This window comes from Caldimonas manganoxidans ATCC BAA-369, assembly GCF_000381125.1.
GTDB lineage: Bacteria > Pseudomonadota > Gammaproteobacteria > Burkholderiales > Burkholderiaceae_C > Caldimonas > Caldimonas manganoxidans.
The window spans coordinates 169,897-187,732 of record NZ_KB905929.1; the positions used below are offsets into that span (position 1 = coordinate 169,897).

Below are 17,836 nucleotides of genomic sequence, written 5' to 3' on the forward strand. Positions count from 1 at the left end.
GGGCTCACATCAGCAGGTCGGCCTTGTGCGCCAGGGCCGTGCGTAAGTAGTCGACGAAGGCACGCACCCGCGCCGAGGTTTGGTGGCGAGGGGGATACACCGCGTAAATGTCGGCCTCCGGCGTGCTGTACTGCGCCAGCACTTGAACCAGCCGGCCGCTGCGCAAATAGCGTTCGATGTCCCACTGGGCACGCATCAGAATGCCATGACCGTCCAGAGCCCAGTTCACCGCGATTTCGCCATCGTTGGTGGTGAGGTTGCCGCGGATCTTCACCGTCTCGGTGCGCAGATGGCCTGCACGCACGCTGGTGAGTTTCCACACGCCGTAGGCCAATTCACCTTGCCGGATGCCGATGCAGTTGTGGCGGACCAAGTCTTGCGGGGTTTTGGGCACCCCGTGCTTTTGCAGATAAGCCGGACTGGCACATAGCAATCTGCGATTGGGCGCCAAGTAGTGCGCGATCAGCCGGGCATCTGGGGGGGCGCCGAAGCGGATGCACACATCGTAGGCGTCTTCGGACGGTGGCGGCGGATCGACCGATAGTTGCAGTTGGACCTCGACGTCGGGGTATTTGCGAACGAACCGGGAAATCAGGGGGGCCACATGGCTGCGCCCAAAGCCCAGCGTGGCATTGACGCGCAGCAACCCTTTGGGGGTTTGTTTGCTCATCCCCAGGAGCTGCTCCATGCTGTCGATCTCCGACAAGATGCGACGCGCGTGTTCCAGGTAGAGCTCGCCTTCGGGCGTGAGGCTCATGCGGCGCGTGGTTCGGTTGATCAGCTTGACGCCCAATCTGGCTTCGATGAGGGCCAGATGTTTGCTCACCGCAGGGGTGGTGATGCCCAGCTCGCGCGCGGCGGCACTGAGGCTGCCGGCACGGGCCAGGGTGCTGAAGAACCCAAGATCGGACGCTTGAACCACTTTGGGCATGGCGCAGGAGCGTGGCTTGATTGTGAACTTGAAGTAAATGATGCGTTGAGTCGTGCGCGCTCGCAAGGCCGGGCCGGGCTCCTACAGTGACGGTGTCTCTTCACATCGTTTGCGACATCGGTCATGAAAACCTATGCGATCGCGCTGATTCCCGGCGACGGCATCGGCAAAGAAGTGGTGCCGGCCGGACGTCAGGTGCTGGAAGCCCTGGCCCGCAGCCGCTCGGATTTGCATTTCGAGTTCGAGCACTTCGACTGGGGGGCGGACTATTACCGCCGGCACGCAGTCATGATGCCGCACGACGGGCTGGACCGTCTGCGCGCCAAGGATGCGATTCTGTTTGGCTCGGCTGGGGATCCTGGGGTGCCCGATCACATCACGTTGTGGGGCTTGCGACTGAGGATCTGCCAAGGATTCGATCAGTATGCCAACGTGCGGCCGACCAGAATCCTGCCAGGCATCGACGCGCCATTGAAGCGTTGCAGTCCGGAAGATCTCGACTGGGTGATCGTGCGGGAGAACTCCGAGGGCGAGTATTCGGGCGTGGGCGGGCGGGTGCACCAGGGACATCCGATCGAAGCGGCCGTCGATGTGAGCATGATGACCCGTGTGGGCGTACAGCGCATCCTGCGCTTTGCGTTTGGCTTGGCGCAATCGCGTCCGCGCAAACAGTTGACGGTGGTCACCAAGAGCAATGCGCAGCGCCATGCGATGGTGATGTGGGACGAAATCGCCCACGAGGTGGCCGAAGAGTTCCCCGATGTGCGCTGGGACAAGGAGTTGGTCGATGCGATGACGGCGCGCATGGTCAACAAGCCCGATACCTTGGACACCATCGTGGCGACCAATTTGCATGCGGACATTCTGAGCGACTTGGCTGCCGCTTTGGCGGGCAGCCTGGGGATCGCGCCAACGGCCAACCTCGACCCGCAGCGTCGTTATCCGTCAATGTTCGAGCCCATCCATGGATCGGCTTTCGACATCATGGGCAAAGGGCTGGCCAACCCGATCGGCACGTTCTGGTCGGTGGTGATGATGCTCGAACACTTGGGCGAGAACGAGGCAGCGCAGCAGGTGATGCGAGCCATCGAGGCCGTCACTTCCGATCCGTCCTTGCACACCGGCGATTTGGGCGGCCATGCGACCACGGCGCAGGTGACCGAAGCGGTGTGTCGCTTCATTCTCGAGCCCGGTCGGCGATGAGCGCTGGCGGCTGCGCACCGGGGCGTCGTTGCTTCTCGGCCTGCCGAGGCGGGGCGCATTGAGGGCGCACGGAGGGCGGTGTAAGGCTGCGGCAGAGATCTGTGGCTGCGCCGCCTCGGATTCAACCGTTCGAAGAGGAGACATGGTCATGAAGTCGTTCGTCCGGCTGGGCCTATGCTTGGCCATCGTGGGTCTGGGGTTGCAAATGGGGGGCGTGCAGGCCCAATCCTGGCCTGCCAAACCGATCACGTTGGTCGTTCCGTTTTCGCCGGGGGGGACGACCGATGTCTTGGCGCGAGCCTTGGCCGATCGGCTTCAGGGCCCCTTGGGCCAACCTGTGGTGGTGGAAAACAAGCCAGGGGCTGGCGCAACACTGGGAGCGGCGGCCGTGGCGAGGGCGCCAGCCGATGGCTACACGCTGTTGATGGGGGCGGTGCATCACACGATCGCCACGAGTGTGTACAAGAAGCTGAGCTACAGCTTCGAGCGAGACTTTGCGCCCATCACCACCGTGGCATTGGTGCCCAATGTGTGGGTGATCAATGCCGCCACGCCTGCGCAGGATGTCAAGTCCATGGTGGAGCTCATTCGCCGGACTCAGCCGGCGATGACCTACGGCTCCAATGGCGTTGGCACGTTACAGCACTTGATCGGCACGCAGCTGTCCGAACAATTCGGGGTGAGTTTGACGCATGTGCCCTACAAGGGCAGCGGCCCGTTGACCACCGATTTGATCGGGGGGCAGGTGCACATGTCGTTCGACACGATCACCCCGGTGCTGCCGCATATCAAGGCGGGCAAGCTGCGTGCGCTGGCGGTGACCTCCGCCAAGCGGTCGTCGGCGCTGCCCGAGGTCCCGACCCTGGACGAGGCCGCAGTCAAGGGATTCGACATGGGCACTTGGTTTGGGGTGCTCGCCCCGGCGGCCACGCCCAAGGAGGTGTTGAGCCGGCTGCACCGGGAGATGGTGGCGATCATTCGCTCGCCGGAGTTTGGCCAGCGCATGCGCGACATCGGCGCCGAACCGATCGGCGACACCAGCGAGGAGATGGCCCAGCGCATCGCAGCGGATACGGCCCGCTATGCGCAGCTGGTCAAGAAAGCCCGCGTGACGCTGGATTGAGGGGCCCCGCCTGCGCCAAGTGGACGCTGGGCGCGGCGGGGCGGCTCAGGCTGAGGGCTTGGTCGGGGCGGCGCCAGCGGCGTCGATCACCGATTGGGCGGCCCGGAAGCCCTCAATGGCCGCCGGAAAGCCACAGTAGAGGGCCGAGTGCAGCAGTATTTCCTTCAGTTCCTCGACCGTCACGCCGTTGTTCAGTGCCCCGCGCACATGGCCTTCGAGTTCCTGGCGCTTGCCCAGAGCCACCAGCATGGCCACGGTGATCATGCTGCGCGTTTTCGGATCGAGGCCGGGGCGGCTCCACACCGTGCCCCAGGCCAGTGCGGTCACGAGTTGCTGCAGTTCGGCGTGAAAGTCGTTGGCGTTGGCAAAGGCGCGCTCGACGAAGTCGGGGCCCATGACACGTCGTCGCATGGCCAAGCCGTCGCGAAAGGCATCGCGGCTGAGGTTGAGCGTGAGCTCGGCGGTGGCGGGGTCGGGGATGTGGCTCATGGTGCGGGCACGTCGGCAGGTCAAGAGCTCCATTCTCGCTCAGCCCCTGAAGGTGGCATCTTGGGCTTGGCACGCGGGAACACGCCCGTGACGAGGGCGGTGCCCACGAGGATGACCGCGCTGCCGGCCAGCATGGCAGGGGTGACGCTTTCGTCCAGGAAGCTCCACCCCCACAGCACGGCGAAGCCGGGGATCAGGAAGGTCACGGTGATGGTGTTGGTGGGCCCGACGCGACTCATCAAGCGGAAGTACAGGAGGTAGGCCAGGCCGGTGCACAGCAGGGCCAGCGCCAAGGCCGAGGCCCAAGCGCCGGCCGAGGGGGCGGATGCGGGCCACCACCACCAAGCCGGCACCAGCAGTGCCAAGGCGGCACCCAGCTGGGTGCCGGCGGCCACCGCCAGCGGCGGCACATCGGAGAGGTGGCGCTTGGTGTAGCTGGCCGCAAAGCCGTAGCACAGGGCGGCTCCCAGGCAGGCCAGCACGGCCCAGCCCGAGGCTACGCCCGACGCATCCGGCCGAAAGCTCGCTTTGTCCCAGGCCAAGCCCACCACGCCGACGAAGCCGATGGCCAGCCCCAGCACGCGAGGCCAAGTGAGCCTGTCCTTCAGCCACAGCCAGGCGATCAACGCGCCAAATAGCGGCGTGGTGGCGTTGAAGATGGAGGACAGGCCCGCCGTGATGCTCAGCGCGGCATAGCTGAAGCCGAGAAAGGGCAGGGCGCTGGTGAACAGACCTGCCACGAAAAGCGGGACCGCACGGCGGCTCAACCACGGGGCCTGACCGCGCCAGACCAGCCATGGCAAGAGGAACAGGGCAGCGCCCGCGACCCGCACGGCCACCAAGGCCACGGGGCCGAACGGGCCGGCGGCCAGGCGCATGAAGAGGAAGGAGGCGCCCCAAATGGCGGCCAGGACCACGAGTTCGGACAGATCGCGAGTCTTCATGCCGCCAGCACCCCTTCGAGCCGCAGCAAGGCGATCTTGCGTTCCAGGCCACCGGCGTAGCCCGTGAGGCTGCCGTCGCTGCCGACGATGCGGTGGCAGGGCACGAGGATGGACACCGGATTGCGCCCCACGGCCGCGCCCACGGCCCGCACGGCCTGTGGGCGGCCAATGCGCTCGGCCAGGTCGCGGTAGCTCAGCGTCTGTCCAAGGGGCACCTCCAGCAAGGCTTGCCACACCGCGCGCTGAAAGGGGGTGCCATGCAGGTCCAACGGAGGCCGCTCGCTCAGGCAGCCTGCTTGCCAGTAAGCGTCGAGGCTGGCCTCCACCGCTCGTAGCAAGGGGTCGTCCTCGCAGGTCGGTGCGTCGAGGGTTTCCGGGGTGTCTTTTTGCCCTTCGGCAAACCACAGGCCGGCCAATCCGAGGGCAGTGCGTGCGGCCCAAATCGTGCCCAGCGGCGAAGGCCAGCGGCGTTGCGCGGTGTATGGGACATTCGTCATGGTTGTGGTGCGGTCAGGCAAGGCTGGGGGATGTGAGGACGGCAAGACCTGGCTTGGCCGCTGCGTCGGTGCGTGCTTGCAGCCATCGAGGGGCACGGTGCGCACCATTGACGCACGCTGCGGGTCGCCACACGCTGGCGCAAGAAGGCCGAAGGAGGCGTCTGCGAGCCAGATTCTCGGCATAGGGCATTATCCGCTTTCGGGGCCCCGCGGCCTGAGGCGGCGGCAGAGGGCGCATCGAATGTGACGGGGACGGTCTCTACAATCGGCAGGCATTCGTCCCCATTGTCCAGAAGGAGCGTCCGTGCAGCCAGCCGCATCGATCTTCAAGGCCTACGATATCCGTGGCATCGTTGGGAGTACCCTGGACGAGGCCGTGGCCGAACACCTGGGACGAGCCTTTGGCACCGAAGCCCTGGCGCTGGGAGACAAGGCGGTGGCCGTGGGGCGTGACGGACGTTTGTCGGGCCCGTCCCTGTCGGCTGCGTTGATCCGGGGGCTGTGCGCCACCGGGATCGATGTCATCGATCTGGGGGCCGTGACCACGCCGATGAGCTATTACGTGGCGGCCACCCGAGCGCAGCAGGGCTGCCATTCCAGTGTCCAAGTGACCGGCAGCCACAATCCGAAGGACTACAACGGCTTCAAGATGGTGCTGGGCGGTCGCGCCATCCATGGAGAGGACATCCAAGGCTTGCGCCGCCGCATGGAGTTGGAAGACTATGCGCAGGGTCAGGGGACCGTGCACCGGCTGGACGTGTTGCCCGAGTACACCCGGCGTATCGTCAGCGATGTGACCCTGGCCCGCCCGATGAAGATCGTGGTCGATTCGGGCAATGGGATTGCGGGCGCTTCGGCGCCGGGCATCTTGCGCGCCCTGGGCTGCGAGGTGATCGAGCTCTACTCGGAGGTGGACGGCCACTTTCCCAACCATCACCCCGACCCGTCCAAGCCCGAGAACCTGGCGGATTTGATCGCTGCGGTGCAAGCGCATGGGGCAGAGCTGGGGATGGCCTTCGACGGTGACGGCGATCGCCTGGGAGTGGTCACGCGCCAAGGCCACAACATTTTCCCCGACCGCCAGATGATGCTGTTCGCGCGCGACATCCTGCAGCGCAACCCGGGCGCGACGATCATCTACGACGTCAAGTGCAGCCAGCGCCTGGCCCAGGTGATTCGCGAGTCTGGGGGGGTGCCGTTGATGTGGAAGACGGGGCATTCCCTGGTCAAAGCCAAGCTGCGCGAAACCGGCGCCCCGTTCGCAGGGGAGATGAGTGGCCACATCTTCTTCAAGGAGCGTTGGTACGGTTTCGACGACGCGACCTATACCGCCGCGCGGTTGCTGGAAATCCTCAGCCGTCACGACGATCCGAGCGCCGTGCTCGATGCGCTGCCGACCAGCCATAGCACGCCTGAACTCAATATCGCGTGTGCCGAAGGCGAGCACCATCGGCTCATCGAGCAGTTGCGCAAGAACGCTCGTTTCGAGGGCGCGCGAGAGGTGGTGGATATCGATGGGTTGCGCGCCGAGTACGAGGATGGCTTCGGCCTGGTGCGCGCCTCCAACACCACGCCGGTGCTGGTGCTGCGCTTCGAGGGCTACACGCCGGAAGCCTTGGATCGCATTCGTGAGCAATTTTTGGCCGCGGTGCGTCAGGTCAAGCCCGATACCCGCATCGGCGGGGCCGCACATTGATCGAGTTGGCAGGTCGTGCGTCCGAGCGCTGGGCTCGGCGGCTTTACTCGGTGGCCCTGTGGCTGCTGCAGCCCTTGTATGTGGCGCGTTTGTGTTGGCGCGCCCGCCGGGAGCCGCTGTATCGGCATCGGCTGGCCGAGCGCTTCGGCTGGTATGACGGCCCTGCGCCGCCGCCGGGGGCGGTGTGGTTGCATGCGGTCTCGCTGGGAGAGACGCGCGCGGCGGCCGGGCTGGTGAAGGCGCTCAGAGAGCGTTGCCCGCAGCTGCGTCTGTTGCTGACCCATGCCACGGCCACTGGCCGGCAGGCGGGACAAGCCCTGTTGCAGCCGGGCGACCGTCAGGTCTGGCTGCCCTTCGATACGCCTGGCGCGGTGGCGCGCTTTTTGGCCCATCATCGGCCAGCTCTGGGCTTGTTGATGGAGACCGAGATTTGGCCCAACCTCCAGCATGCGGCGGCGGTCTGCGGGGTGCCGATGGTGCTCGTCAATGCACGATTGAGCGAACGCAGCTTGCGGCGCGGACAACGTTTGGGCGTCTTGATGCGCCCGGCAGTGCGCCAACTTCGATGGGCCCTGGCGCAAACGCAGGCCGATGCGCAGCGCCTGCGTGAGGCGGGCGTCGAGCACGTGGAGGTTTGCGGCAATCTGAAGTTCGACATGACGCCTCAGCCCGAGCTTTTGGCTTTGGGACGGGGGTGGCGGGCCGCGTGGGAAGTGGCCGGGCCGCGGCCGGTGGTGCTGGCCGCCAGCACCCGCGAAGGCGAGGAGGCGGCCTTGTTGCGTGCTTGGCAGGCCTTGCCCCAGCCCCGACCGCTGTTGCTGCTGGTGCCTCGGCATCCGCAGCGTTTCGACGAAGTGGCCGCGCTGGTGCAGGCCGCAGGCCTGGATTTGGTGCGCCGCTCCTCGTGGGGGGCGCAGCGGCCCGAGGCGTCGGCCGGCCGAGCCGACGTGTGCTTGGGCGACAGCCTGGGAGAGATGCCCGCGTACTATGCCGCAGCCGATGTGGCCTTGCTCGGCGGCAGCTTCGAACCGCTGGGAGGACAAAATCTGATCGAGGCCGCCGCCTGCGGCTGCCCGATCGTGATGGGGCCTCACACCTTCAATTTTGCCGAGGCGGCGGAGCTGGCCTGGCAGGCCGGGGCGGCCTGTCGGGTCCAGACGTTGTCACAGGGGGTTCAGGAAGCCGTCGCTTTGGCCGTCGACTCTGGGCGGCGCGAGGACATGGCCACGCGGGCCCGCCGCTTTGCCGCTGCCCACCGGGGGGCAGCGCAGCGCATGGCCGAGCGCGTGCTCGGCCTGCTCCTCCCCACGGGAGACTCAGCGCGCCAACAGGTCGTTGATCGAGGCCAGATCGTCGGGTGAGAGCACGCCAGCGGCTTGGCGCAAGCGCAGGTGGCCCAAGAGCACGTCGTAGCGAGCGCGAGCCAGGTCGCGCTGCGTGGAGAAAAGCTGCGTCTGGGCGTTGAGCACATCCAGATTGACGCGCACCCCGACGCGGTAGCCCGTCTGTGTGGCTTCCAATGCCAGCTTGGAGGACGCCTCTGCCGCTTCCAGGGCTTGCACTTGGGCTTGCAGCGACAGCACGCCCAGGTAGGCTTGGCGGGTCCCCAGCGTGACCCCGCGCCGCACCGCCTCCAGGTCGTTGCGTGCTTTTTCTTCCAACGAGAGCGTTTCCTTGACCCGGTTCTGGACGGCAAAACCGGCGAACAACGGCAAGTTGAACTGCACGCCGACACTGGCGGTGCTGCTGTTGCCAGCCGTGCGTTGGGCCTCATACAGCGAGCCGTTGTTGCGATTGCGCGCCAGCGAGCCGACCAGGTCCACCGTGGGCAGATGGCCGGCACGGGCCTTGTCGGTTTCCAGCCGGGCGATCTCGTAGGCCAGGGCTGCACGTCGCACCGCGGGAGCGTCGAGCGCGCGTGCGACCCAGGCCTCGGGGTCGGCGGGCTCCACCGAGGGCAGGACCACTGGCGTGGCCAAGGGTTTGGGCGTGACACCTTGGCGGCCGACGAGCTGATCCAGCGCCAGCTGGCGCGTGCGCAGGGTGTTTTCGGCCGCCAGTTCTTGGGCGCTGGCCAGGTCGAAGCGGGCCTGGGCTTCCCGGGTGTCGGTGATCGTGGCCGTGCCCACTTCGAAATTGCGCCGCGCCGAGGCCAGTTGTTCGGCGATGGCGGTTTTGTTGGCCCGTGCGGTATTGAGCGCGTCTTGCGCGGCCAGCACGTCGAAATAGGCCTGGGCCACGCGCACGATCAGATCTTGTTCGGCTTGGATGAGGTCGGCGCGGGAGATGTCCAGGGCCTTGTCGGCCTGATCGATGCTCACCGCGTTGGTGCGGTTGAACAGCGGCTGACGGGCCTGTAGCGCCAGCTGATGGGCCGTGCCAGAGACGTCCGGGCCCAGGGCTGGATAGGCCTCGGTGCGAGTGCTCGAGGCACCCAACCCCACGGTGGGCAGCCGCAGCGCGCCGGCCTGCGCGGCACGGAATCGTGCCGACTCGGCCTGGGCGCGGGCCGCCAGGTAAGTGGCGTCATATTGGCGGGCGGCCTCGTAGATCTCGACCAAACTTTGCGCCCCGGCTGGAAAGGTCCACACCAGGCTCAACCCAAGCACGAAAGGGCGCAGACGGGACAGTCGGTGTGTCGCGCAGGCCAGCGCGAAGCGGGGACGCAGAGGCATGGAAGGTCCTTCTCGTTGCAGGGGTCAGAAGCGGAACCGGGATGGCTCGTCGAAGCCTTGCAGACGGGGAGCCACGGTGTCGAAGACCTCGACACTGCGGAACTCGTGCTCGCCGGTGCGCGTGACGATGACCGCGCGCATCACGGGCTCATGGCCGACGATGGCGGCGAGCCGGCCGCCGATCTTGAGCTGTGACAGCAGCTGTTGCGGCACTTGGGCCACCGAGCCCGAAGCCAAGATCGCGTCGAAAGGCCCCTCGGCCAACGTGAGCTTGGAGCCGTCACCATGGCGGACTTCGACGTTGTGGATGGCCGCGCGGCGCAGATTCTCGGCGGCCATGCGGGCCAGCTCGGGATGGATTTCCAGCGTCAGCACGCGCTGGGCCTTGTGGGCCAGCAAGGCGGCCATGTAGCCCGAGCCAGCGCCGATCTCCAGGACCTTCTCGTGCTTACCCAGAGCCAATTCCTGCAGCAGCCGGGCTTCGACCTTGGGCTGTAGCATGCACATGCCCCGCGCTCCGCCTTCCAGCAGAGGCACTTCCATGTCGACGAACGCCAGGGAGCGATAAGCGGCTGGCACGAAGTCCTCGCGGCGCACCACCGACAGCAAGGACAGCACCGACGGATCCAGCACCTCCCAGGGGCGGATCTGCTGTTCGATCATGTTGAAGCGGGCTTGTTCGATGTTCATGGACGGGTCCTTGTCCGGGACGAGGCTAGGGAAGGTCCGGATTTTATTTCGGCACTGCGTTGGCGCTGGCCTCCTCGGGCAGTGGGGGGCGGCCAAGCTTGCGGCGGATCCAAGCGGCCAGATCGTCGAGATAGCAGTAAATGACGGGCACGACGACCAGGGTGAGCAAGGAGGACGTGACCACCCCGCCGATCACCGCTTGGCCCATCGGGGCGCGCTGCTCGGCGCCTTCGGACAAGGCGAAGGCCAGCGGCACCATGCCGAAGACCATGGCCAGTGTGGTCATCAAGATCGGGCGCAGGCGCACGCGCGCGGCCATCATCAGGGCATCCTCGCGGTCGAGTCGGCGACCTTCCAGTCCTTCGGCGCCATGGCCTGAGCGCGCCCGGTTGGCGAAGTCCACCAACAAAATCGCGTTCTTGGTGACCAAGCCCATCAGCATGATGACGCCGATGATGGAGAACATGTTCAGCGTCGAGCCGAACATCAGCAAGATGAGCACCACGCCAATGAGCGTGAGCGGCAGTGAGGACATCAGCGCGATGGGCTGCACGAAGCTCTTGAACTGCGAGGCCAGGATCATGTAGATGAAGATCACGGCCAGGCCCAGCGCCGACAGTGCGTACGAGAAGGATTCCTGCATGTCGCGCGTGGAGCCGCCGAAGTTGATCCGGTAGCCCGCTGGCAACGCCATGGACTCGATGGCGCGCCGGATGTCGGCCGACACTTCGCCCAGTGAGCGTCCCGAGACGTTCGCGGTGATCTCGACCTCGCGGCGAAGATCGCGACGGTTGATCTGGCTCGGACCCACCGAGGGCACGAGGTCGGCCACTTGCGCCAAACGCACGATGCGGGCACTGCCATCGGCGTTCTGACCCACGGTCAAGCCCAAGGCGGCCAGATCGTCGGCTTGCTGCCGCGCCTGTGGCGCCAGCCGGACCTTCACATCATAGATCTCGTCGTCTTCGGCGCGCCAGTTGCCCACGGTTTGCCCGGCCACCAGGGCTCGCAAGGTCGAGGTGATCGCCCCCACGCTTAAGCCAAGGTCGGAGGCTGCTTCGCGGCGCACCTGCACGTTCACCGTGGGCTTGTTGGGCTTCATGCTGGTGTCCAAGTCCACCAGGCCCGGGATGGTGCGCAAACGTTCGAGCAAGGCTTGTGTTTGACGCTGCAGCTCCTGCAAGTCGTTGCCTTGCAACGACAGCGAGATGGGTTTTTGTCCGCCGACGGCATCGAGCAAGCCCACATGGGTCACGGTGATGCCCGGCACCGATGCCAAACGTTCTCGCAGCGGTACCGACATTTGGTCGACGTTGCGTTCACGCTGGTGGCGATCGACCAACCTCACGAAGAGGTTGGCCTGGTTCTTGTCCGGCGCCGAGCCGGTGTTGATGGTGGCCACCGTGTAACGTACCTCAGGGAACTCACGCAAGATCGCATCGACTTGCCGCACCTTGGCCTCGGTGGCCTCCAGTGACGAGCCGGCGGGCGTGTAGAAGCTCACATTGGTGTCGCCGAAGTCGGCCTTCGGCACGAACTCGGTGCCCAGCAAAGGCACCAGCGCAAAGCTCAGCACCAAGCTGGCTGCGGCAATGCCCATCGTGGCTGCCTTGTGCCGCAGCGACCAGGCCAAGATCCGCTGGTAGGCCTCACCAAGCCCATGCGAGAAGCGATCCATCGCTGCGGTCAGCCGGCCCAGGGTGCGGTCATACAGGCTTTTCGGTCCATCGTCGCGGCGCATGACCGCCGGGTCGTGCCACACGCTGGACAGCATCGGGTCCAGGGTGAAGCTCACGAACATCGAGATCAGCACGGCGGCCACCATCGTGATGCCGAACTCGTGGAAGAACTTGCCGATGATGCCGCCCATGAAGCCAATGGGCAGGAAGACGGCCACGATGGACAAGGTGGTCGCCAGCACGGCCAAGCCGATCTCGTTGGTGCCGTCCAGCGCCGCCTCGCGCGGCCCCTTGCCCATCTGCATGTGCCGCACGATGTTCTCGCGCACCACGATGGCATCGTCGATCAGCAGACCCACGCACAGACTCAGCGCCATCAGGGTGACCATGTTGATCGAAAAGCCGAAGGCGTGCATCACACCGAAGGTGCCGATCAGCGCGATCGGCAACGTCAGGCCGGTGATGACGGTGGAGCGCCAAGAATTCAGGAAGAGAAAAACGATGGCCACCGTGAGCACCGCGCCTTCGATCAGCGTCTGACGCACGTTTTTGACCGCCACGCGGATTGGCCGTGAGCTGTCGGTGACCACCTCCAGGGCCATGCCCTGGGGCAGCTCGCCGCGCAGCTCGTCCACCACGCGGTTCAGTCCATCGACCACTTCGATGGTGTTTTCTCCTTGCGCCTTCAGCACGGTCAGCGCCAGGGTTCGTTGCCCGTTGTACAGCGCCAAAGTTTCGAGTTCTTGAGGGCCATCAACGATATCGGCGACTTGGCCCAAAGTGACCGGCACGCTGCCGCCTGGGCCGCGACGCGCCACGATGATGCGGGCGAAATCCTCGGGCCGTTGGATGCGCGCGGTGATCTGGACCACTCGTTCGGACTCGCGCGAACGCAGGGCGCCGGCCGGCAAGTCGCGGTTGTCGGTGCGCACTGCATTGAGCACCTGATCCACGGTCACCCCCAGCGCTTCCATGGCTTGCGGGCGCAGGTAAATATTGACCTCTCGGCGAACTTCGCCAACCAGCGACACCGAGCCCACCCCGGGCACGTTTTCCAGGCGCTTCTTCAACGTCTGGTCCGCGTAAGTGCTGAGCTCCAGCGCGCTGCGCGAGCCGTCTGGAGAGGTCAGGGCAAGGATGTAGACGGGGCGGGCCGAGGGGTCGAAGCGCAGCACACGCGGCTCTTCGACCTCCTCGCGCAGCGACGGGCGCAGGATGGAGAGCTTCTCACGCACATCGTCAGCGGCACGACGGTCGTCCACATCGAGGTTGAACTCGATGATGACCACCGAGCGGCTGTCATAGGAGCGCGAGTACAGCTTCTTGATGCCGGCGATCGAGTTGACGGCCTCCTCGACCTTGCGTGTCACCTCGGTCTCGACGATCTCAGGCGAGGCGCCTGGATAGTCGACCTGAACCACGACGATGGGAAACTCGATGTCAGGGAATTGGTCGACCTTGAGCCTTTGATAAGAGAACAGGCCCAAGACGACGAAGGCCAGCATGACCATCGTGGCCATGACGGGGTTGGCGATCGAGACGCGGGTGAACCACATACAGGGGGCCGTGCCTCAGCGTTGCTGGAGAGGGTCCAACGCGGTCAAGCGCGCGCGCACGCCCTCGCGCACGGCGCCCACCGAAGCGGACAACACCTGTTCGTCTTCGCTCAAGCCGGAGCGGATCTCCACGATTCGCTGGCCGTCGGCGGTCGACCCTGATTCGCCCACGAGCACGTCGCGCCGCTCGATGCGGCCCTCGTGCAACACCAGGACGAAGGATCGACCCTGGTCGTGTCGGACCGCCGACTCCGGCACGGCCAGCGCCTGCCTCGAGGCCCACTCGATATGGCCGGTGGCAAACATGCCATGCCGCAGCGCTGGATGGGCTTGCACGGCCAGATAGACCGGCACGGCCCGGGTACCGGCTTGCGTGCTGGGGTTGATGCGCGTCACGGTGGCCTCGATGGATTCGCTCAGACCATCCACGCGCAAGCGCGCCCGAGCGCCCACACGCAGCTCGACGACTTCGTCGGCGCGCACGGCGGCTTCCAACTCCAAGCGCGAAAGATCGACGATTTCGACGATGCGGGCCTCCACACCGACGCGCTCGCCGGGTTGGGCGCTGCGCATCGACACCTGGCCCGCGATCGGCGCGCGCAGCACGGTGTCGTCCAGCGCCTTGCGAGCCAGATCCACACCGGCCTGCGCCTGCTGCACCGCGGCGCGGGCCGCCGCGGCATTGAGCATCGAGGTCTCCAGCGCGTTGCGCGAGATGAAACCCTGGTCGGCCAGCGCCCGGTTGTTGGCCAAGGTGCGCTCGGCGATGTCGAGTTGCGCTTGCGCGGAGGCGGCTTGCTCCAACGCTTGCCGCAGCCGAGCGGCATATTCGGTGGGGTCGATGCGTCCCAACACTTGACCTGCACGTACCGCTTCGCCCTCCCGGACCTCGAGCGATCGCAACTCGCCGGCGACCTTGGCCTTGACCTGCGCGGTGTGCACGGCCTTGAGGGTGCCGGAGATCGCGATGCGCCGACTCATGTCCTGGCGTTGCACCTTCACCAGGTCGGTTGGGGCCAGTTCCACCAAAGACACGACCGTCGCAGCCGCAGGAGCGAGAGCCTGGCGCGCTTTGACCGCGCGGATCACGCCCAAGACCAGGCCCAGCAGCAGCAGACCCAGAATCAACCAAGGCAAAGTGCGCCGGATGTGGTGGTTCATCGGTGGACTCGCATCAAGACGAAGCGGTGGGGCGACGCAGGCCGTGCAGCATCAGGTCGATGTGATTGAGGATGAAGGCCCGAGGATCTTGTGTGGCGATGTCTCCAGAGCAGGCAGCGATCGAGTGCTTGTGCAGACACAGCATGAGCATCGGGAAGATCAGGGCATGCGCGGTGTCCTCCAGCGGCACGGGGCGGAATTCCCCGCGATCGATGCCCCGCTGCAACACGGCCTTGAGCAAGCGCCGCCCCGGCTCGATCACCTCAGCGGTGTAGAACTCCGAGAACTCGGGGAAGTTGCGCATCTCGGTGATGATCAGTTTGAAGATGCCCGAGGCCTGCGTTTCTCCGACCCGCTCCCACCACCCCAACGCGAGCACACGCAGCAACTCATCGGTGGGGCCGCTGAACTGGGCCGCGATGTCGCCGCCTTGGGCGATCGACAGCGACAAGTTGTGGCGGATCACGGCCTTGAGCAATTCCACCTTGCTGGGGTAATAAAGGTAGACGGTGCCCTTGGACACGCCGGCGCGACTGGCGACGTCTTCCATCTTGCTTGCCGCAAACCCCCGTTCGACGAAAACCTCCAGGGCTGCATCCAGCAGCTCCTGCGGGCGTGCTTCCTTGCGGCGTTTGCGGATCGGTTCGGCCGGGGCGTGTTCCCCTGGCGTGGATCTGGGCATGGCGGAAATACTGACTCTTGAGTCAGTAATGTAGCCCCCCGGAGCCGGTGGGTCAAGCCGCAGCGGCCTTCCCAGAGGGCTTCGGTTGCGCACTGGGCGCCGCTATGATGCCGGCCTGCCCGATCGCGGGTCTTGGAGCAAAGGATCGGTCTTGGAGTTCGAACTATGGTGGAAAGCGGCCCTGATGGGCCTTGTCGAGGGACTGACGGAGTTTTTGCCGATTTCGTCCACAGGACACCTGATCCTCACTGGCTCCTTGTTGGGGTGGACCGGGGAGAAGATCAAAGTCTTCGAAGTCGTGATCCAAGTCGGTGCGATCCTGGCGGTGTGTTCGGTCTATGCCTCCAAGCTGCGTGAGGTGGTCTTGGGCCTGCCGCGAGGCGAGGCACAGGCTCGGCGTTTCCTCATCAACATGCTCTTGGGGTTTGCGCCGGCTGCCCTGATGGGGGTGATGTTGGCCGATCTCATCAAAGGGCTGTTGTTCAACCCGATCGTCGTGGCGCTGGGCTTCATCGTGGGCGGCATCATCATCCTGTGGGCCGAACGCCGGCAGCACGATGGGCGCCATGTGCGCATCCACGAGGCCGATCAAGTGGGCTGGCGCGATGCTCTGAAGGTCGGACTGGTGCAGTGCCTGGCGCTCATTCCGGGGACCAGCCGATCCGGGGCCACCATCATCGGCGGCATGTTGCTGGGCCTGTCGCGCAAGGCGGCCACGGAGTTCAGTTTCTTCCTCGCCATCCCGATGATCGTGGGGGCGGCCGTCTATGACCTCGTGCGGCACCGGCATCTGCTGTCGGCCTCCGATGGGCCCTGGTTCGCCGTGGGCTTGGCGGTGTCGTGGCTGTCGGCCTGGCTGTGCGTGCGCTGGTTGCTGCACTTCGTCGCGCGTCACAGCTTCGTCATGTTCGCCTGGTACCGCATTGCCTTTGGCATGCTCGTGCTGGTGACTGCCTGGGCGGGCTGGGTCGAGTGGCGGGCGTGAGGGTGGGCGCTGGGCGCGGTGGCTTCACAGCCGGGTGAACACCAAATCCCACACGCCATGGCCCAGGCGCAAGCCGCGTTGCTCGAACTTGGTCATCGGTCGATAGGCGGGGCGCTCGGCGTAGGTCTGTGCCGTGTTGCGCAGGGTGGGTTCGGCACTGAGCACCTCCAACATCTGCTCGGCATAGGGTTGCCAGTCCGTGGCGCAATGCACGTAGCCGCCGCTGGTCAATCGCGAGGCCAACAGCGCCACCAGAGGGGGCTGAATGAGCCGGCGTTTGTGGTGCCGTTTTTTGTGCCAAGGGTCGGGGAAGAACACATGCACGCCGGCCAGGCTGCCCGGGGCGATCATGTGCTGGAGCACTTCGATGGCATCGTGTTGCACGATGCGGACATTGTCCAGCCCGAGCTCGCCGATGCGCTTGAGCAGCGCGCCCACGCCGGGCTCGTGCACCTCACAGCCGAGAAAGTTCGTGTGCGGCAGGGTTTGGGCGATCTGGGCCGTGGCTTCCCCCATGCCGAAGCCGATTTCCAACACGGTCGGGGCGGCTCGCCCGAACGTGGCGGCCAGATCCAGCGGCTCTGGACGGTAGGGCAGCATGAAGCGCGGGCCCCAGGTGGCCAGCGCGCGTGCCTGAGCCTCGGTGGTGCGGCCGCCGCGCTTGACATAGCTGCGCACCCCGGGCCGCAGGACCGGGCTGGGCTCGTCCGAGGTTTCGAAGGGGGGAGGGGGGCTGGCGGGTTTCATCGGGGCGGCATTCTAAGGGCCTGAGTCGAAGGGCCCGAGGGCCTGACGGGCCGCTGCCCCGCCGGGGCCCGCCTGCGGCTCAGGCCATGCCGGCTTTGGGCTGGGTGCTCAGTTTGAGTTTGCGATAGATCGACTTGATGTGGTCGTTCACCGATAACCAGCGGATTCCCATCAACCCGGCGATTTCTTTGACCGTGAAGCCTTTGCTGAGATAAGTGAGCACCTCGTTCTCGCGGGGCGTCAAGCTTTCACCGTCCGGTGCGGTTGGCGGCCCATCCAGCGGGGGGCGACCGGAATCCCCGAACTGGGAGTGACTGAAGCCGGTTTCGCGGAAGTGGCTGAGCAGCCGCCGCGCAATCGCCGGTGACAGCGGCGGCTGGCCACGCACGATGCGTTGCAACTCCTCGACCAGGACCTCGAAACGGTCTTCTTTGAGGAGGTAGCCGTCGGCGCCGAGTTGCAGGGCCGGGAAGAGATGCTCGTCATCCGCATACAGGGTGGTCACGACCTTCAGGGCCGGATGTCCGGCGATCTCGCCCAACAGATCCAAACCGCTGCCGTCGGGCAGTTCCAGGCTGATCAGCACCAGACCGACGTCGTTTCCCTCTTGCGACAACGCATGGTGTGCGGCGTGAAGGTCGCCTGCCTCGCGGATGTCCAGCGCATCGCTGAAACTGTCGCGCACCACCCGAGCCAGAAAGCTCCGCGTCATCGGGTTGTCTTCGACGATCAGCACAGGGATGGCCATGGCACGCACATGCAGGCGAATGAACGGACG

16 protein-coding genes are annotated in these 17,836 nt (G+C 65.7%); 5 read left to right on the forward strand and 11 right to left on the reverse strand.

The annotated features are described in order from the left end of the window. Positions 1 to 4: 4 nt before the first annotated feature. Positions 5 to 931 carry a LysR family transcriptional regulator gene (locus F615_RS0100805; protein WP_026329898.1) on the reverse strand — a complete coding sequence of 309 codons (927 nt, stop codon included), beginning with the start codon at positions 929 to 931 and terminating at the stop codon, positions 5 to 7. A 123-nt stretch (positions 932 to 1,054) separates the two neighbouring features. Here F615_RS0100805 and F615_RS0100810 point away from each other — a divergent pair, with 123 nt between their 5' ends. Next, complete coding sequence (locus F615_RS0100810) at positions 1,055 to 2,134, forward strand: tartrate dehydrogenase (protein ID WP_019559268.1); 1,080 nt, start codon at positions 1,055 to 1,057, stop codon at positions 2,132 to 2,134. A gap of 148 nt (positions 2,135 to 2,282) precedes the next feature. Beyond that, positions 2,283 to 3,257 (forward strand): Bug family tripartite tricarboxylate transporter substrate binding protein, encoded by a 975-nt coding sequence (locus F615_RS0100815; protein ID WP_019559269.1) that lies wholly within the window; start codon positions 2,283 to 2,285, stop codon positions 3,255 to 3,257. Positions 3,258 to 3,302: 45 nt separating this feature from the next. Here F615_RS0100815 and F615_RS0100820 read toward each other — a convergent pair whose 3' ends face one another. The 3 genes from F615_RS0100820 to F615_RS0100830 are packed head-to-tail and all read right to left on the reverse strand — an operon-like array spanning position 3,303 to position 5,187. Beyond that, entirely contained in the window at positions 3,303 to 3,746 is a 444-nt protein-coding gene (locus F615_RS0100820) for a carboxymuconolactone decarboxylase family protein (protein ID WP_156824488.1), read from the reverse strand. Between the two features lie 20 nt (positions 3,747 to 3,766). Further along, the gene (locus tag F615_RS0100825; protein ID WP_019559271.1) at positions 3,767 to 4,690 is read right to left on the reverse strand and encodes a DMT family transporter; all 924 of its coding nucleotides are present in this window, start codon (positions 4,688 to 4,690) and stop codon (positions 3,767 to 3,769) included. Next, positions 4,687 to 5,187: a methylated-DNA--[protein]-cysteine S-methyltransferase gene (locus F615_RS0100830; RefSeq protein ID WP_019559272.1), complete on the reverse strand. Its 501-nt coding sequence runs from the start codon at positions 5,185 to 5,187 to the stop codon at positions 4,687 to 4,689. Before F615_RS0100830 ends, F615_RS0100825 begins: the two co-directional genes overlap by 4 nt. Before the next feature lie 304 nt (positions 5,188 to 5,491). On the opposite strand from F615_RS0100830, the gene F615_RS0100835 reads away from it, so the two are divergent. Further along, positions 5,492 to 6,883 carry a phosphomannomutase/phosphoglucomutase gene (locus tag F615_RS0100835; RefSeq protein ID WP_019559273.1) on the forward strand — a complete coding sequence of 464 codons (1,392 nt, stop codon included), beginning with the start codon at positions 5,492 to 5,494 and terminating at the stop codon, positions 6,881 to 6,883. Then, positions 6,880 to 8,244 carry a lipid IV(A) 3-deoxy-D-manno-octulosonic acid transferase gene (waaA, locus tag F615_RS0100840; RefSeq protein ID WP_019559274.1) on the forward strand — a complete coding sequence of 455 codons (1,365 nt, stop codon included), beginning with the start codon at positions 6,880 to 6,882 and terminating at the stop codon, positions 8,242 to 8,244. The genes F615_RS0100835 and waaA overlap by 4 nt, the downstream gene beginning before the upstream one ends. Here the strand turns inward: waaA and F615_RS0100845 are convergent. From F615_RS0100845 to F615_RS0100865, 5 genes are read right to left on the reverse strand one after another with little or no spacing between them, the layout of a single operon-like run. Next, positions 8,200 to 9,558, reverse strand: coding sequence for a TolC family outer membrane protein (locus F615_RS0100845; RefSeq protein WP_019559275.1), 1,359 nt, complete (start codon positions 9,556 to 9,558; stop codon positions 8,200 to 8,202). The two genes, waaA and F615_RS0100845, sit on opposite strands and share 45 nt — an antisense overlap. A 24-nt stretch (positions 9,559 to 9,582) precedes the next feature. Next, positions 9,583 to 10,248, reverse strand: a complete 666-nt coding sequence (locus tag F615_RS0100850; RefSeq protein WP_019559276.1) for a protein-L-isoaspartate O-methyltransferase family protein — start codon at positions 10,246 to 10,248, stop codon at positions 9,583 to 9,585. 43 nt (positions 10,249 to 10,291) lie between these two features. Next, positions 10,292 to 13,483, reverse strand: coding sequence for an efflux RND transporter permease subunit (locus F615_RS0100855; protein WP_019559277.1), 3,192 nt, complete (start codon positions 13,481 to 13,483; stop codon positions 10,292 to 10,294). A 15-nt stretch (positions 13,484 to 13,498) separates the two neighbouring features. Further along, positions 13,499 to 14,644, reverse strand: a complete 1,146-nt coding sequence (locus tag F615_RS0100860; protein WP_019559278.1) for an efflux RND transporter periplasmic adaptor subunit — start codon at positions 14,642 to 14,644, stop codon at positions 13,499 to 13,501. Between the two features lie 13 nt (positions 14,645 to 14,657). After that, entirely contained in the window at positions 14,658 to 15,326 is a 669-nt protein-coding gene (locus F615_RS0100865; RefSeq protein ID WP_019559279.1) for a TetR/AcrR family transcriptional regulator, read from the reverse strand. Between the two features lie 151 nt (positions 15,327 to 15,477). Here F615_RS0100865 and F615_RS0100870 point away from each other — a divergent pair, with 151 nt between their 5' ends. Next, the gene (locus tag F615_RS0100870; RefSeq protein ID WP_026329902.1) at positions 15,478 to 16,311 is read left to right on the forward strand and encodes an undecaprenyl-diphosphate phosphatase; all 834 of its coding nucleotides are present in this window, start codon (positions 15,478 to 15,480) and stop codon (positions 16,309 to 16,311) included. 24 nt (positions 16,312 to 16,335) lie between these two features. Here the strand turns inward: F615_RS0100870 and trmB are convergent, their stop codons facing one another. Together trmB and F615_RS0100880 are read right to left on the reverse strand one after the other, a co-directional pair. Next, a complete protein-coding gene (trmB, locus tag F615_RS0100875) occupies positions 16,336 to 17,058 on the reverse strand; it encodes a tRNA (guanosine(46)-N7)-methyltransferase TrmB (protein ID WP_019559281.1) in 723 nt (240 codons plus the stop codon). A gap of 79 nt (positions 17,059 to 17,137) precedes the next feature. Further along, positions 17,138 to 17,806, reverse strand: a complete 669-nt coding sequence (locus tag F615_RS0100880) for a response regulator (protein ID WP_019559282.1) — start codon at positions 17,804 to 17,806, stop codon at positions 17,138 to 17,140. Positions 17,807 to 17,836: the final 30 nt, after the last annotated feature.

Excerpts from the sequence above, each read along its gene's own strand:
- F615_RS0100850 (WP_019559276.1), bottom strand. The coding sequence starts at position 10,248 with ATGAACATCGAACAAGCCCGCTTCAACATGATCGAACAGCAGATCCGC.
- F615_RS0100860 (WP_019559278.1), bottom strand. The coding sequence starts at position 14,644 with ATGAACCACCACATCCGGCGCACTTTGCCTTGGTTGATTCTGGGTCTG.
- F615_RS0100805 (WP_026329898.1), bottom strand. The coding sequence starts at position 931 with ATGCCCAAAGTGGTTCAAGCGTCCGATCTTGGGTTCTTCAGCACCCTG.
- F615_RS0100815 (WP_019559269.1), top strand. The coding sequence starts at position 2,283 with ATGAAGTCGTTCGTCCGGCTGGGCCTATGCTTGGCCATCGTGGGTCTG.
- F615_RS0100865 (WP_019559279.1), bottom strand. The coding sequence starts at position 15,326 with ATGCCCAGATCCACGCCAGGGGAACACGCCCCGGCCGAACCGATCCGC.
- trmB (WP_019559281.1), bottom strand. The coding sequence starts at position 17,058 with ATGAAACCCGCCAGCCCCCCTCCCCCCTTCGAAACCTCGGACGAGCCC.
- F615_RS0100830 (WP_019559272.1), bottom strand. The coding sequence starts at position 5,187 with ATGACGAATGTCCCATACACCGCGCAACGCCGCTGGCCTTCGCCGCTG.
- F615_RS0100880 (WP_019559282.1), bottom strand. The coding sequence starts at position 17,806 with ATGGCCATCCCTGTGCTGATCGTCGAAGACAACCCGATGACGCGGAGC.
- F615_RS0100855 (WP_019559277.1), bottom strand. The coding sequence starts at position 13,483 with ATGTGGTTCACCCGCGTCTCGATCGCCAACCCCGTCATGGCCACGATG.
- F615_RS0100825 (WP_019559271.1), bottom strand. The coding sequence starts at position 4,690 with ATGAAGACTCGCGATCTGTCCGAACTCGTGGTCCTGGCCGCCATTTGG.
- F615_RS0100810 (WP_019559268.1), top strand. The coding sequence starts at position 1,055 with ATGAAAACCTATGCGATCGCGCTGATTCCCGGCGACGGCATCGGCAAA.
- F615_RS0100820 (WP_156824488.1), bottom strand. The coding sequence starts at position 3,746 with ATGAGCCACATCCCCGACCCCGCCACCGCCGAGCTCACGCTCAACCTC.
- F615_RS0100845 (WP_019559275.1), bottom strand. The coding sequence starts at position 9,558 with ATGCCTCTGCGTCCCCGCTTCGCGCTGGCCTGCGCGACACACCGACTG.